This is a genomic window from Curtobacterium sp. B18 (genome assembly GCF_000333375.1).
Taxonomy (GTDB): Bacteria; Actinomycetota; Actinomycetes; order Actinomycetales; family Microbacteriaceae; genus Curtobacterium.
This window is the reverse complement of record NZ_BACZ01000200.1, coordinates 1-13,889: the sequence shown is the minus strand read 5'-3', so window position 1 is coordinate 13,889 and position 13,889 is coordinate 1. Positions and strand designations below refer to the sequence as shown.

At 70.5% G+C, this 13,889-nt stretch carries 13 protein-coding genes and 2 riboswitches; of the genes, 4 read left to right on the top strand and 9 right to left on the bottom strand.

What is annotated here, in order from left to right; all coding sequences use genetic code 11:
* Positions 1-36: 36 nt before the first annotated feature.
* From I5E_RS22575 to gcvT, 8 genes are all read right to left on the bottom strand, one after another.
* Entirely contained in the window at positions 37-507 is a 471-nt protein-coding gene (locus I5E_RS22575; protein ID WP_022906076.1) for a PH domain-containing protein, read from the bottom strand.
* A gap of 83 nt (positions 508-590) precedes the next feature.
* Positions 591-2,333: a dipeptide ABC transporter ATP-binding protein gene (locus tag I5E_RS05305; RefSeq protein WP_022906075.1), complete on the bottom strand. Its 1,743-nt coding sequence runs from the start codon at positions 2,331-2,333 to the stop codon at positions 591-593.
* Positions 2,330-3,280: an ABC transporter permease gene (locus I5E_RS05300; protein WP_022906074.1), complete on the bottom strand. Its 951-nt coding sequence runs from the start codon at positions 3,278-3,280 to the stop codon at positions 2,330-2,332. The genes I5E_RS05305 and I5E_RS05300 overlap by 4 nt, the downstream gene beginning before the upstream one ends.
* Entirely contained in the window at positions 3,270-4,199 is a 930-nt protein-coding gene (locus I5E_RS05295) for an ABC transporter permease (protein WP_022906073.1), read from the bottom strand. The genes I5E_RS05300 and I5E_RS05295 overlap by 11 nt, the downstream gene beginning before the upstream one ends.
* A gap of 231 nt (positions 4,200-4,430) precedes the next feature.
* The gene (locus I5E_RS05290) at positions 4,431-6,059 is read right to left on the bottom strand and encodes a peptide ABC transporter substrate-binding protein (RefSeq protein ID WP_022906072.1); all 1,629 of its coding nucleotides are present in this window, start codon (positions 6,057-6,059) and stop codon (positions 4,431-4,433) included.
* Between the two features lie 401 nt (positions 6,060-6,460).
* A complete protein-coding gene (gene gcvP, locus I5E_RS05285; RefSeq protein ID WP_022906071.1) occupies positions 6,461-9,385 on the bottom strand; it encodes an aminomethyl-transferring glycine dehydrogenase in 2,925 nt (974 codons plus the stop codon).
* Positions 9,382-9,759, bottom strand: coding sequence for a glycine cleavage system protein GcvH (gcvH, locus tag I5E_RS05280; RefSeq protein WP_022906070.1), 378 nt, complete (start codon positions 9,757-9,759; stop codon positions 9,382-9,384). Before gcvH ends, gcvP begins: the two co-directional genes overlap by 4 nt.
* Positions 9,760-9,763: 4 nt before the next feature.
* Positions 9,764-10,882, bottom strand: coding sequence for a glycine cleavage system aminomethyltransferase GcvT (gene gcvT, locus I5E_RS05275; RefSeq protein ID WP_022906069.1), 1,119 nt, complete (start codon positions 10,880-10,882; stop codon positions 9,764-9,766).
* A gap of 50 nt (positions 10,883-10,932) precedes the next feature.
* A riboswitch (glycine riboswitch) is annotated at positions 10,933-11,052 on the bottom strand.
* A riboswitch (glycine riboswitch) is annotated at positions 11,053-11,155 on the bottom strand.
* Positions 11,156-11,249: 94 nt separating this feature from the next.
* On the opposite strand from gcvT, the gene I5E_RS05270 reads away from it, so the two are divergent.
* The 4 genes from I5E_RS05270 to I5E_RS05255 are packed head-to-tail and all read left to right on the top strand — an operon-like array spanning position 11,250 to position 13,147.
* Complete coding sequence (locus tag I5E_RS05270) at positions 11,250-11,624, top strand: BlaI/MecI/CopY family transcriptional regulator (protein ID WP_022906068.1); 375 nt, start codon at positions 11,250-11,252, stop codon at positions 11,622-11,624.
* Between the two features lie 13 nt (positions 11,625-11,637).
* The gene (locus I5E_RS22570; RefSeq protein ID WP_022906067.1) at positions 11,638-12,378 is read left to right on the top strand and encodes a M56 family metallopeptidase; all 741 of its coding nucleotides are present in this window, start codon (positions 11,638-11,640) and stop codon (positions 12,376-12,378) included.
* Positions 12,379-12,413: 35 nt separating this feature from the next.
* A complete protein-coding gene (locus I5E_RS05260; protein ID WP_022906066.1) occupies positions 12,414-12,896 on the top strand; it encodes an FBP domain-containing protein in 483 nt (160 codons plus the stop codon).
* On the top strand, positions 12,893-13,147 hold the full coding sequence (locus I5E_RS05255) for a hypothetical protein (RefSeq protein ID WP_022906065.1): 255 nt from the start codon (positions 12,893-12,895) through the stop codon (positions 13,145-13,147). Before I5E_RS05260 ends, I5E_RS05255 begins: the two co-directional genes overlap by 4 nt.
* 15 nt (positions 13,148-13,162) lie before the next feature.
* On the opposite strand, the gene I5E_RS05250 is transcribed toward I5E_RS05255, so the two are convergent.
* Positions 13,163-13,889 (bottom strand): LysR family substrate-binding domain-containing protein (locus I5E_RS05250; protein ID WP_042723604.1); only part of this gene is annotated, 727 nt, incomplete at its 5' end.

The window sequence follows — 13,889 nt, the reverse complement described above, 5'->3', positions numbered from 1 at the left end:
CTCCAGTCCGTTGCGGGTCGCGTCGCGGACGCGACGTCAGACGAGCAGGGCGACGACGCAGAGGACGACGATCACCGCTCCCGCGACGAGCGCCGGCCGGTCCCACCCGCGGACCACGGGCCCGTCGGCGGCCGTACCGTGTCGTTCCGACCACCGGTCGCGGACCGCGACGAACTCGTCCGGCTGCCGCAGCACGCGGGGTTCGCCGCGGCGGGTCGGCTTCGGCCGCGGAAGCGACGGGCCGCCCCAACAGGTCAGCCGCCGGCCGTCGGCGAGGTCCAGCACGATCTGCCAGCGCATCCGGACGTCCTCGACGGCGCCCCACGGCACCGTCGTCCGGCGGAGCGGGTTCACGACCGTGACGGCGTCGTCGGCGATCCGCACGTGCGGGCGGAAGGTGAGCACCCAGAGCACCCAGACGAGGGCGGCGAGGGGACCGACCGCGTGCAGGACGACGTCCCAGCTCCCGCGGACCGCCGCGTCGCCGAGCATGAAGAGGGCCAGCACGGCGACGAGGCCGGACGCGACCGCGCCCCCGCGACCTGCGCGGAGGACGACGGTGCGTCCGGCCTCGTTGGTGTCCAGCGGGATCAGCGTCCGAACTCGAACCCGGCGCCGGGGATGGCGTCGAGCAGGTCCTTCGTGTACTGCTCACGCGGGTCGGCGAAGACCTCGTCGGTCGTCGCCTTCTCGACGATCTGGCCCTTGCGCATGACGCAGACGTTGTCCGCGACGAGGCGCACCACGGCCAGGTCGTGCGTGATGAACAGGTAGGTCAGGCCCAGCTCGGACTGCAGCTCGGTGAGCAGGTCGAGGATCTGGCCCTGCACGAGCACGTCGAGGGCCGAGACCGCCTCGTCGAGCACGATGACCTCGGGCTTGAGCGCGAGCGCGCGGGCCACGGCGATGCGCTGCCGCTGCCCGCCCGAGAGCTCGTTCGGGTAGCGGTTCACCATCGACTTCGGCAGCGCGACCTGGTCGAGCAGCTCGAGCACGCGCGCACGGCGCGAGTCCTTGTCCCCGACCTTGTGCGTCTTCAGCGGCTCGGCGATCGTGTTCCCGACGTTGTACATCGGGTCCAGCGAGCCGTACGGGTCCTGGAAGACCGGCTGCACGCGGCGGCGGAAGTCGAAGAGGTCCTTGCCCTTCAGCGCGCCGATGTCGATCCCGTCGAACTGCACCGTGCCGCTCGTGATGTCCTCGAGCTGCAGGACGAGCTTCGCGACGGTCGACTTGCCCGAACCGGACTCGCCGACGAGCGCCGTGGTCGTGCCCTTCGGGATCGAGAACGACACGTCGTCGACGGCCTTCAGCTCGCGGGTGGCGAGGTTCTTGCCGCGCAGCTTGTAGACCTTCTCGAGGTTCTTCACCACGATGAGGTCCTCCGCCGGCTGGTGCTCACGCTGCTGGGCACGGGCGAGGAGCTCGGCGTCGTCGCTGCCGACGTCCGCGATGTCGACCCGCTGGTGCTGCACCTTCGACTGGATGCGGCGGCTCGCGAGCGACGGCGCGGCGGCCACGAGGCGCTGCGTGTACGGGTGCCGCGGGTTCGCCAGGATCTCCTTCGAGGGACCGGCCTCCACCACCTGGCCCTTGTACATCACGACCAGCTTCTCGGCCCGCTCGGCGGCGAGGCCGAGGTCGTGCGTGATGAACAGCACCGAGGTGCCGAAGTCGCGGGTCAGTGTCTCGAGGTGGTCGAGGATGACCCGCTGCACGGTGACGTCGAGCGCACTCGTCGGCTCGTCGGCGATGAGCAGCTTGGGGCGACTCGACAGACCGATGCCGATGAGCACGCGCTGCCGCATGCCGCCGGAGAACTCGTGCGGGAACTGCTTGAGGCGCGTCGACGCGTCGCCGAGGCCGGCCTCCTGCAGGACCTCGACCGCGCGGGCGCGGATCGCGTGCTTGCCGGTCGCGATCCCGTTCGCCTTGATGGCCTCTTCCACCTGGAAGCCGATCGACCAGAGCGGGTTGAGGTTCGACATCGGGTCCTGGGGGACGTAGCCGATCTCCTTCCCGCGGATCTCCGACATCTCCTTGTCGCTCAGCCCGACGAGCTCGCGCCCGTTGAACTTGATCGACCCACCGGTGACCTGGCCGGTGCCGGGCAGGAGCTTGATGATCGACTGCGCGCTGGTCGACTTGCCGGACCCGGACTCGCCGACGATCGCGAGCCGTTCGCCCTGCTCGAGGGTGAAGCTCGCGCCGCGGACCGCATGGACGAAGCCGTTCTGGGTCTTGAAGCCGACCTCGAGGTCGGTGATCTCGAGCAGGGGCGCGCCGGTGCCGCCGGTACGGCTGGCGTTCGGCTGGGTCAGAGTCTCGCTCATCGGCGGGCCCTCGCCTTCGGGTCGAGTGCGTCGCGGACCACGTCACCGAGGAGGAGGAACGAGAGCACGGTGATGGACAGTGCGGCCGACGGCCAGAAGATCGTCGAGGGCGCGGTGCGGATCGACGCCTGCGCGTTGCCGATGTCCTGGCCCCAGCTGAGCGCCGAGTCGGGCAGGCCGATGCCGAGGAAGGACAGGGTCGCCTCGGCCACGATGAACGTGCCGAGCGACACGGTCGCGACGACGATGACCGGCGCGAGCGAGTTCGGCACCACGTGCCGGACCAGCGTCGTGAAGCGGCTCACGCCGAGCGCCGCCGAGGCGGTGACGTAGTCGGACTGCTTCGCGCTGAGCACCGCGCCGCGCATGATGCGGGCGATCTGCGGCCAGGCGAACACGGCCAGGACGAGCGACACCGTCAGGGCGTTCCGCGCCGGGAGCACCGACATGATCACGATCGCGCCGAGCACGGTCGGGATCGAGAAGAAGATGTCACCGATGCGGGACACGATCGTGTCGAGCCAGCCGCCGAAGAAGCCGGCGAGTGCGCCGATCACGATGCCGACGACCGACACCAGGACCGTCGCCACGATGCCGACGATGAGCGAGTTGCGCGTGCCCCAGATGGTGCGGGCGTACACGTCGTTGCCCTGGCGGTTGAAGCCGAGGATGTGGCCGGGCTCGGACCCCTCGTTGCTCTTCGCCAGGTTCGCCGCGCGCGGGTCGACGTGGGCGAAGAGGCCCGGGAAGAGCGCCACGAGGATGATCAGCAGGATGAGGACGGACGACACCCAGAACATCGGGCGGACCCGCATCGCGTCCCACGCGTCACTCCAGGTCGAACGGGTCTTCTCGTCCTCGTTGACCTGGTCGACCGCCTGGAGCGGGGTCTCCTCGATCGGGGCGACGTAGTGGGTCGCCGAGCGGGGTTCGGTGTTACTTGGCATAGCGGATCCTCGGGTCCAGGACGGCGTAGAGCAGGTCGACCAGGAGGTTGGCGAGCATGAAGATGATGACCATCACGGCGACGAACGACACGACGGTCGGGCCCTCACCGAGCTTGACGGCCTGGAACACCGTGCCACCCACACCGTGGATGTTGAAGATGCCCTCGGTGACGACCGCGCCGACCATCAGGTTGCCGATGTCGACACCCAGGTAGGTCACCACGGGGATGAGCGAGTTGCGGAAGATGTGCACGCCCACGACCCGGCGTCGCGCCAGCCCCTTGGCCGTCGCGGTCCGCACGAAGTCGGCCGACATGTTCTCGGCGACGCTCGCACGGGTCAGGCGGACGATGTACGCGAACGACACCGTCGCCAGCACGATCGCCGGCAGCACGAGCTCGGACCACGGCGCCTGGCTCGACACCGTCACCCGGAACAGCCCGAGGTTGATGCCGAAGACGTACTGCAGCAGGAAGCCGACGACGAACGTCGGGACCGAGATGAGCAGGAGGCTGACGACCAGGGCGGTCGCGTCGAAGAGCTTGCCCTTGCGGAGGCCGGCGATGACACCGACGACGATGCCGGCGATCGACTCGAACAGCAGGGACAGGATCGCCAGACGTGCCGTGATCGGGAACGCCTGCGCGAGCTGCGAGCTGACCGGCAGACCCGAGTAGGTCAGACCGAGGTCGCCGCGGAACACGCCGCCGATCCAGAGGAGGTACTGGATGATGAACGGCTTGTCGAGGTTGTACTGCTGACGCAGCTGCTCGATGACCTGCGGGGACGGCTGACGGTCGCCGAACAGCGCGGCGATCGGGTCACCCGGCAGGGAGAACACCATGAAGTAGATGAGGAACGTGGCCCCGAAGAACACGGGGATGAGTTGCAGGAGGCGCTTGCCGAGGTACCAGGCCATCAGATCCCTGCCTGGTTCGGGACGCGCATGTCGTTCAGGTTCATGTCGTGAGGGGTGGACGGTCCGCGGGTCGGCACGGGTGTCCGGTGCGGGCGGCGGCGCCCGCGGTGGTGGGGGAAGGTGTTGCCGCCGTGGTACGGGGGTTCGGGAGCCTGGTGGGCCCCCGAACCCCCGTCCGGTGGTCGCGGAGCAGGATACCCGTCCGCGATGTGTCTCACGAGGAGACTGGTGTTACTTCTTGACCTCGACGTCGTAGTACAGCGGCACCGAGTTCCAGCCGAACTTCACGTTCGACACGTTGTCCGCGTTCCAGACGCCGGTGACGTTGGAGTACCACAGCGGGATCTCCGGGAGGTCCTTGAACAGGAGCTCCTGCGCCTGGTCGAAGTACTTGTTGCCCTCTTCGACGGTCGCGGCCGAGCGGCCCTTCGCAAGGAGGTCGTTGTACTCGGTCGAGTCGTAGCGCGAGTAGTTGCTCGACGAACCGTCACCCATGGTCGGGCCGAGGAAGTTGTACAGCGACGGGTAGTCCGCCTGCCAACCGGTGCGGCTGCCGCCCGTGAGCTTGTTGTCCGTCTGGACCGCGAGCGCCTCGGCGAAGGTCGGGTACGCCTTGCCCTCGGCCTTGATGCCGAGCGTGCTCGAGATCGAGTTGGTCACCGCGGTGACCCAGGCCTGGTGGCCGCCGTCGGCGTTGTACGCGATGGTGAGGGTGTCGTTGTACTTCGAGATCTTGTCGGCCTCGGCCCACAGCTCCTTGGCCTTCGACTTGTCGTAGGTCAGGACGTCGGAACCGTCGAGGTCGTCGTTCCAGCCGGCGATCACCGGGGAGGTGAAGTCCTTGGCCGGGGTGCGCGTGCCTTCGAAGATCTTGTCGGTGATCTGCTTGCGGTTGATCGACAGCGAGATCGCTTCGCGACGGAGCTTGCCCTCTTCACCCTTCCAGTGGTCGAGGTAGTAGGGCAGGTAGATCGCCTGGAAGATCGCGGCGGCCTGGTTGACGTTCGAGTCCGGGAAGTCGGACTTGTAGGTCGCGAAGGCGCTGTCCGGCACGGCGTCGAGGACGTCGAGGTTGCCGCCCTGGGCGTCGGAGTACGCGGTGTCCTGCGAGGTGTAGAACGTGACCGTCAGGCCGCCGTTCTTCGGCTTGCGCTTGCCGACGTAGTCCTTGTTGGTGACCAGCTTGATCGACTGGTTGTGCGTCCACGCGCCCTTGCCGTCGAGCTTGTACGGGCCGTTGCCGATCGGGTCCTCACCGAAGGCCTTGGTGTCCTTGTAGAACGCCGAGGGCAGCGGCACGAACGCCGAGTAGCCGAGCGACAGCGGGAAGTCCGACTGCGCCGACTTGAGGGTGACGGTGAACTCGTCGTCGCTCTTGACCTTGAGGCCGGTGAGGTCAGAGTCCTTCGTGGCGTCGTAGCCCTCGATGTTCTCGAAGAAGTAGCTCGCGCCCTGCTTGTTCGAGAACTGCGCCGCCCAGTTCCACGCCTTCGTGAACGACTCGGCCGTGACCTTCTCGCCGTTCGTGAAGGTGTAGTTCGTGTTCAGCTTGATGTCGAACGTCTTCGAGTCATCGGTGTCGATGCTCTTCGCGACCTCGTTGACCGGCTTGCCCTTGGCGTCGTACGACACCAGGCCTTCGAAGACCGAGTCGATGATCTTGCCGCCGCCGACCTCGGTGGTGTTCGAGGGGATGAGCGGGTTCTGGGGCTCGTTGCCGTTGGTGGTGACGATGCCGGACGCGTTCGTCGAGCCCGACTTGTCACCGCCGCTGCTGCTGTTGCTGGAGCAGCCGGCCAGGGCGATTGCTGTGGCCCCGAGCACGGCGAGGGCTGCGAGCCCAGCGCGCTTCTTGATCAAGATTCCTCCTGGTGCATGGGACGCGGCGAGGCGCACGGGTGCCCCCTCGCCACGTTTGACCTTTGCACTGTAGGCAGTGCGGGGAGCGCTCACCAAGCCCAGAGGAGATCGGTTACAAATCGGAAACCAAGTTGCACGATCCTTGCGAGAGGATGCAAGATTCGGGCGGATCGCGGACGCCCGGGCGAGATTGTTGCAACCGCATCGAGATGCTTGCATCGACGCACAACTCTGTGCAAGTCGGCATGCAGCGGGGCGCCACGGCGACGCGCCCGGACAGCGGGCGTGCCACCCCGGCACGGCGGTCTGCGCGACCACGGGACGGCGGCGTGCACGCTCCCGGGACGGCAGTGTGCCCCGCCCGGCAGGCCGGACGGGGCACACGGTACTCGGACTCGCGGTCAGGCGAACGCCTCGACCGGCGGGCAGGCGCACACGAGGTTGCGGTCGCCGTACGCCTGGTCGATGCGCCGCACCGGCGGCCAGTACTTCCGTGCGCTGATGCCGGGCAGCGGGTACACCGCCTGCTCCCGCGTGTACGCGTGCGTCCACTCCCCCGAGATCACCGAGGCCGCCGTGTGCGGCGCGTGCACGAGCGGGTTGTCGTCGGCCGGCCACTCGCCGCGTTCGACGGCCGAGGCCTCGGCACCGATGGCGAGCATCGCGTCGACGAAGCGGTCCAGCTCGGCGAGGTCCTCGCTCTCGGTCGGCTCGACCATGAGCGTGCCCGCGACCGGGAACGACATCGTCGGGGCGTGGAACCCGTAGTCGACCAGACGCTTCGCGACGTCGTCGACCGTGATGCCGGTCGTGTCGCGCAGCGGGCGGAGGTCGAGGATGCACTCGTGCGCGACGAGCCCGGACTCGCCCGTGTAGAGCACCGGGAAGGCGTCGCGCAGACGGGCGGCGACGTAGTTCGCGCCGAGCACGGCGGCCTCCGTCGCACGCGTGAGCCCCTCGAGCCCCATCATCCGGACGTAGGTCCACGTGATGGGCAGGATGCTCGGGCTGCCGTACGGCGCCGCGCTGACCGGTCCGCCGGCGTGCGCGTCCCGCCCGGACCCCGGCTCCGCCACCGAGCCCGTGCGGCGGTCGGCGTCCTGCGCGAACGGGTGCCCGGGCAGGAACGGTGCGAGGTGCGACTTCGCCGCGACCGGTCCGACACCGGGACCGCCACCGCCGTGCGGGATGCAGAACGTCTTGTGCAGGTTGAGGTGCGAGACGTCCCCGCCGAAGTCGCCGAAGCGGGCGTGACCGAGCAGCGCGTTGAGGTTCGCGCCGTCGACGTAGACCTGGCCGCCGGCGTCGTGCACGGCGGCGCAGATCTCGCGGATGTCGTGCTCGTAGACGCCGTGCGTGGACGGGTACGTGATCATCAGCGCGGCGAGCCGGTCGCCGTGCTGCGCGGTCTTCGCGCGGAGGTCGTCGAGGTCGACGTTGCCGTTCTCGTCGCACGCGACCACGACGACCTGCATGCCGGCGAGGACGGCCGACGCGGCGTTCGTGCCGTGGGCGCTCGACGGGATGAGGCAGACGGTGCGGGCGTCGTCGCCACGGGACCGGTGGTACCCGCGGATCGCCAGCAGCCCCGCGAGCTCCCCCTGGCTGCCGGCGTTCGGCTGCAGGGAGACGGTGTCGTACCCCGTGACCTCGGCCAGCCAGGACTCGAGGTCACCGATCATGTCGAGGTAGCCCACGACGTCCTCGCGCGGGGCGAACGGGTGCACGTTCGCGAACTCCGGCCAGGTGACCGCGGCCATCTCGGTGGCGGCGTTGAGCTTCATCGTGCAGCTGCCGAGCGGGATCATGCCGCGGTCGAGCGCGTAGTCCTTGTCGGCGAGGTGCTTCAGGTACCGCATCATCCGCGTCTCGCTCCGGTGCGCGCTGAACACCGGGTGCGTCAGGTACTCGCTGGTGCGCCGGAGGGCGTCCGGGAGGCCCGTGGCCGCGTCCCGCACGGCCGTCTCGGTCGCCGGGACGGTCTGGTCCACGGCCCCGAACACGACGGCGAGCGCCGTCACGTCGTCCGGCGTCGTCGTCTCGTCGACGGACAGCTGGAAGGTGTCGGCGTCGACGAGGTGCAGCAGGCGGTCCGCGTCGCGGGCCGCGGCGACGAGCGCGTCGGCGCGTCCGGGGGCGCGGAGCGTGAGCGTGTCGAAGAACGCGTCGTGCACGACGTCGAGCCCGGCGTCACGGGCGACCGCGGCGAGCGCCGAGGTCGTCCGTGCGACGCGGTCGGCGATGAAGCGGAGGCCCTCCGGCCCGTGGTACACGGCGTACATCGAGGCCATGACGGCGAGCAGGACCTGCGCGGTGCAGATGTTGCTCGTCGCCTTCTCGCGGCGGATGTGCTGCTCGCGGGTCTGCAGGCTGAGGCGGTACGCCATCTGCCCGTCGGCGTCGAAGGACACCCCGACGAGTCGGCCGGGGAGCTGGCGCTCGAGCCCGGCCCGGACGGCGAGGTAGCCGGCGTGCGGGCCACCGAAGCCGAGCGGGACGCCGAAGCGCTGGCTCGTGCCGACGGCGACGTCGGCACCGAGGTCACCGGGGCTGGCGAGGAGGGTCATGGCGAGGAGGTCGGCCGCGACGACCGCGATGCCGCCGCCGGCGTGCACGCGCTCGATCGTGGTGGACGGGTCGACGATCCGACCGGACGCGCCGGGGTACTGGACGATCACGCCGAAGGCGCCGTCGAGCTGTTCGTCGCTCGGTCCGGCGACGGGGTCGAACCCGCGCAGGGTGATGCCGACGGCGTCCGCGCGGTGGTCGAGGAGTGCACGGGTCTGCGGGAGCAGGTCGTCGTCGACGAGGAACGCGTCGCCCTTCACCTTCGATGCACGGCGGGCGAGGAGCATGCCCTCGACCACGGCGGTGCCCTCGTCGAGCATCGAGGCGCCGGCGGTGGCCATGCCCGTCAGGTCCGAGACCATCGTCTGGAAGTTGATCAGCGCCTCGAGCCGGCCCTGCGAGATCTCGGGCTGGTACGGCGTGTAGGCCGTGTACCAGCTCGGGTTCTCGAGGACGTTCCGCTGGATGACCGCGGGGGTGTGGGTGCCGTGGTAGCCGAGGCCGATCATGGCGCGGCGGACCGTGTTGCGGGCGGCCTTGGCGCGGAGCTCGGCGAGCGCTTCGGTCTCACCGACGGCGGCGGGGATGGTCGAGTCGACGGTCGGCGCCGCGTGGATCGACTCCGGGATCGCGGCGCGGACGAGGGCGTCGAGCGAGGGCTGCCCGACGGTGTCGAGCATCGTCCGCTGGTCGGCCGGGGTCGTCCCGATGTGCCGGTCGGCGAAGGACGTCTGCAGGTTCTGGAGGTCGCCGGTCATGCGAGGGACGCCCGGTACGCGTCGTGGTCCATGAGGTCTTCGGGGAAGGAGGTGCCCTCCACCTTGATCTTGACGAGCCAGCCGGCGCCGAACGGGTCCTGGTTGACGGTGTCGGGGGCGTCGACGACGGCGTCGTTGATCGCCACGACCTCGCCCTCGATCGGGGCGAAGAGCTCGCCGACGCTCTTGGTGGACTCGATCTCGCCGATCTGCTCGCCCGCGGTGGTGGCGGTGCCGACGGCCGGGAGCTCGACGAAGACGACGTCACCCAGCTGTTCGGCTGCGTGGTCGGTTATGCCGACGGTGACGGTGTCGCCCTCGACGAGCAGCCACTCGTGGTCGGCCGTGTACTGGAGTGCGGTCTGGTCGGTCATTGCATCAGCCTTTCGAGGCGCGGCGGTAGAAGGGGAACGCGGTGACGGTGCTGGGGATGGCCGTGCCCCGCACGTCGATGTGGAGGACCTGTCCCTCGGTGGCGAGGGCCGGGTCGACAAAGGCCATGGCGACGGGGTGGCCGAGCGTCGGTGACAGCGCACCGGACGTCACGGTGCCGACGACCTCGCCCTCGTGGACGACGTCGTAGCCGGCACGCGGGGCTCGGCGGCCCTCGGTGACCAGGCCGACGAGCACGCGGGCGTCGTCCGACGGGGTGACGCCGGTGGCACCGACGAAGTCGCCGTCCTTCGCCACGACCCGGCCGAGGCCGGCCTGGGCGGGACGGACGTCGGTGCCGAGCTCGTGCCCGTAGAGCGGCATGCCCGCCTCGAGCCGGAGGGTGTCGCGGGCGGCGAGCCCTGCGGGGACGACCCCGCGGTCGGCGCCGGCCTCGAGCAGGGCGTCCCAGAGCGCTCCGGCGACGGACGGGTCGCTGTAGACCTCGAAGCCGTCCTCGCCGGTGTAGCCGGTGCGGGCGACGAGGACCTCGGCACCGTCGAACACCGCGTGCAGCGCCCGGTAGTACCCGAGCTCGTCGAGGGGGCTCTCCGGCTGGAGCCGGTCGGCGACGACGAGCGCGTCGAGCGTCCCGGCGGCTGCCGGGCCCTGGATCGCGACGAGCGCGGTGGTGTCCGAGTCGTCCGACACCTCGACGTCGAAGCCGTCGGCCCGTGCGGTCAGGGCGTCCACCGCGACCTGCCGGTTCGACGCGTTCGCGACGACCAGGAAGACGTCCTCGTCGGTGCGGTAGACGACGAGGTCGTCGAGGATCCCGCCGTCCTCGGCGAGGAGCAGCGAGTACTTCGCCCGCCCGACCGGCATCGCGCCGAAGGACCCGGCGAGGGCGTGGTCGAGGAAGGCGACGGCCGCGTCACCGGTCACCCCGATCTCGGCCATGTGCGAGAGGTCGAAGACGCCGGCCGCCTGACGCACGGCGTGGTGCTCGGCGAGGTCGGACGAGTACCGGACGGGCATCCGGTACCCGGCGAAGTCGGTGAAGGTGGCACCGGCCGCCTCGTGGGCGGGTTCCAGCGGCGACGAGCGCAGTGGGGACGTTGGCATGAACGGAGTTCTCCTGGCATCGGCAGGACCCGACGACCGTCGTCGGGCGGAACTCCCCCTCTGTCATGGGCCTGAGAGTTTCACCGCGGCCCGTGAGGTCCGGCGGCTTTCACCGTGGGCGAGCCACGGACCGACCCGGTGGGGGCTTCGTGGCTGCTTTTCAGAGTGGCCTGTCCGCTGCGGTGTGGGACCTGAGAGATTGTCGGGGGGATTGCTCCTTCGGTGCCGTGCAGGGTGCCCAGGGCACCGCACGACGTCTCCCGCGACGGATGAACGGCCGGTCTTCAGTTGTCCGGGCCGATCATACCGACCCCGCGTTTCGGGCATGTGTCGGATCCAGGGGTTCGACATCTCGTAGAATGCCCGGATGGCAGGTCAGCGATCACGCCCCAGGGGGCAGCTCGAGCAGGCGGTGCTCGACGCACTGTGGTCGGCGGACGGCGGGCTCAGCGCACGCCGGGTCCTCGACGCCTTCCCGGAGCCCCGGCCCGCGTTGACGACCGTGCTCACCGTGCTCGACCGGCTCGGTCGCAAGGGGCAGGTGGAACGAGAGCAGCACGACGACGCCCCGCTCACCTTCCGTGCGACGAACAGCAGGGAGGAGCAGACCGCCTCGCTGATGTCGAACGCCCTCGCCGCCGCGACCGACCGCGAAGCCGCCCTGCTGCAGTTCACCGGCTCGCTCGCCTCCGACGACCTCGACGTCATCCGCCGCGCCCTCGACGCCCGAGCCCGTTCCTGACGGTCCCGCTGTCGTGGTCGTCTCCGGAGTCGTCCTCATCGCGCTCGCCCTCGCGGTGGTGGTCCTCGCGCCCCGGGTGCTGACCCGCTCCGCGTGGACGATCGACCGGCCGCGCACCGCGCTGGTGTGCTGGTCGCTCGCCGTGCTGCTCGGGGTGGTGGGCTTCGTCGCCGGCATCACCCTCCTCGTCGTGGCGAACCGTCCGATCACCGACCCGCTCGGTCTCGGTGACTCCCCCACGCACGGCCTCAACGTCGGGGTCGCCCTGCTCGCCGTGCTCGCGTTCGTCGTCGCCGTGCGCGTCCGGCCGGGGCCCGAGCACGAGGCCGTGCGCGAGGCGATGCGCTCCGGTGCCGCGCCGCACCGCGAGATCGACGGCACGCCCGTGTCCGTCGTCGAGGCGGACCACGCGCTCGCCTGCGCCGTGCCGGGCCGGGCCGGTGGCGTGCTCGTGAGCACCGGGCTCGCGGACCGCCTGCGCACCGACGAGCTCGAAGCGGTGGTCGCCCACGAACGCGCCCACCTCACCCAGCACCACGCGGTCGCGGTCGCCATCGCGGAGTCGATCGAGCGTGCGGTGCCGTGGGTACCCGGCGCGCGCGCCATGGCGCGGTCGACGCGCGTCCTCGTGGAGTTCGCCGCCGACGACGCCGCGGCCCGACGCGTCGGACGCGACGCGCTGCGTCGAGCGGTGCTGGTGGCGGACGCGACGAGCGCGCTCGGGGCGATCCGCGCCTCCCGTCTGGGGTCCTGACGCGTGTCGGTGGCGAGGCATATGGTGGTCGCACCGTGAAGCCACTGACCGAAGCAGACATCCGTTCGTCGTTCGTCAACGCCACCCCGGACGAACTCGCCCAGCTGCCCATCCCGGGTCTCCACGAGATGCTGTGGGACGAGCGCGAGTTCCTCGGGTGGCGCGACCCGCAGGCCGCTCGTCGCGGCTACATCGTGTCGTGGATCGACGACCGACCCGTCGGGATCGTCGTGCGGTCGGCCGGCGGATCACTGCGCGCGGGCATCGCCGCCATGTGCTCGTTCTGCCACTCCCCGCAGCCGGCGACGCAGGTGCGCCTGTTCTCCGCCGCCCGTGCCGGAGAGTCCGGACGGAACGGCAACACCATCGGCTCCTACATCTGCGAGGACCTCGGCTGCTCCATGCTGATCCGGACGGCACCGCCGCACCTCAACCCTCCGGCGACGATCGCGATGCGCGGCGAAGCGCTCCTGCAGCGGGTGCGGAACTTCACCCAGGACGTCGCGAAGACCGCGTGAGCCGGTTCAGCACCGCCCGGTGGGCCGTCGTCGAGGAACTCGGTGACGGCCGGTGGCGGCTGACCCTGCACGACGAGGCCGACGACGAACTCGGTGCGATCGGACTCGGTGTCGAGGGTCCGTGGGACCCGGACGTCGAACCGCACGTGGGCTTCGTGCTCGCCCAGCTCGGGCTGACCCTGCGCGGCGCGCGGCCTTGGCGGGTGGACGAGCTCGGGGACCAGCGGGCGCCGGTGCTGCCGCTGGCGTGACCGGCGCCGCAGCAGTCACTCGGCCGCGGCGACGAAGTTCCGCAGGATCTCGCGGTCGTCGTCGGCGCGGGCGGCCCAGACGAGCTCGCTCCGGTGCTCGTCCGCCTCGAGCGGCAGCAGCACGACCGTGTCCGGAGCGGCGAGGGTCGCGCTCTCCGGTGCGACCGTGACCCCGAGGCCCGCTCCCACGAGGTGCAGCACGGTGGCCCAGGTGGTGGCCTCCTGCACGACCACGGGTCGCCTGGCGCCCGACACCACCGGCGCGAGGTTCCGTTCGGTGGCGACCGAGCCAGCCTCGGCCGGGAAGAACACGAACGGGTCGTCGAGCAGCTCCGGGCCCCGGATCGACGACCGCGCGGCGAGGCGGTGCCCGTTCGGGACCGCCGCCACGAACCGCTCGCTGCGGAACGGCAGGAAACGCACCCCCGGGTCGGGATCGGGGTCGCGCAGGACGGCGAGGTCGAGCTCCCCGCGGACGATCCGGGCGAGCAGCGTCGACGAGTAGCCCTCGGTGAGTTCCACGCGGACGAGGGGGTAGCGCTCCCGGAACACCTGGACACGCTCGATGGGGCCGAGCGGCAGGGCGGAGACGACGAACCCGACGTCGAGGCGACCGGCCTCGCCGCGACCGACCCGGACGGTCTCGTCGAGGTCCCGGCACGCCTGGGCCATGATCGATCGCGCGCTACCCTGCAGCAACCGGCCCGTCGTGGTGAGGGCCACGCTGCGACTCGTTCGGGCG

Excerpts from the sequence above, each read along its gene's own strand:
- I5E_RS05305 (WP_022906075.1), bottom strand. The coding sequence starts at position 2,333 with ATGAGCGAGACTCTGACCCAGCCGAACGCCAGCCGTACCGGCGGCACC.
- I5E_RS05300 (WP_022906074.1), bottom strand. The coding sequence starts at position 3,280 with ATGCCAAGTAACACCGAACCCCGCTCGGCGACCCACTACGTCGCCCCG.
- I5E_RS05295 (WP_022906073.1), bottom strand. The coding sequence starts at position 4,199 with ATGGCCTGGTACCTCGGCAAGCGCCTCCTGCAACTCATCCCCGTGTTC.
- gcvP (WP_022906071.1), bottom strand. The coding sequence starts at position 9,385 with ATGACCGGCGACCTCCAGAACCTGCAGACGTCCTTCGCCGACCGGCAC.
- gcvH (WP_022906070.1), bottom strand. The coding sequence starts at position 9,759 with ATGACCGACCAGACCGCACTCCAGTACACGGCCGACCACGAGTGGCTG.
- gcvT (WP_022906069.1), bottom strand. The coding sequence starts at position 10,882 with ATGCCAACGTCCCCACTGCGCTCGTCGCCGCTGGAACCCGCCCACGAG.
- I5E_RS05270 (WP_022906068.1), top strand. The coding sequence starts at position 11,250 with ATGGCAGGTCAGCGATCACGCCCCAGGGGGCAGCTCGAGCAGGCGGTG.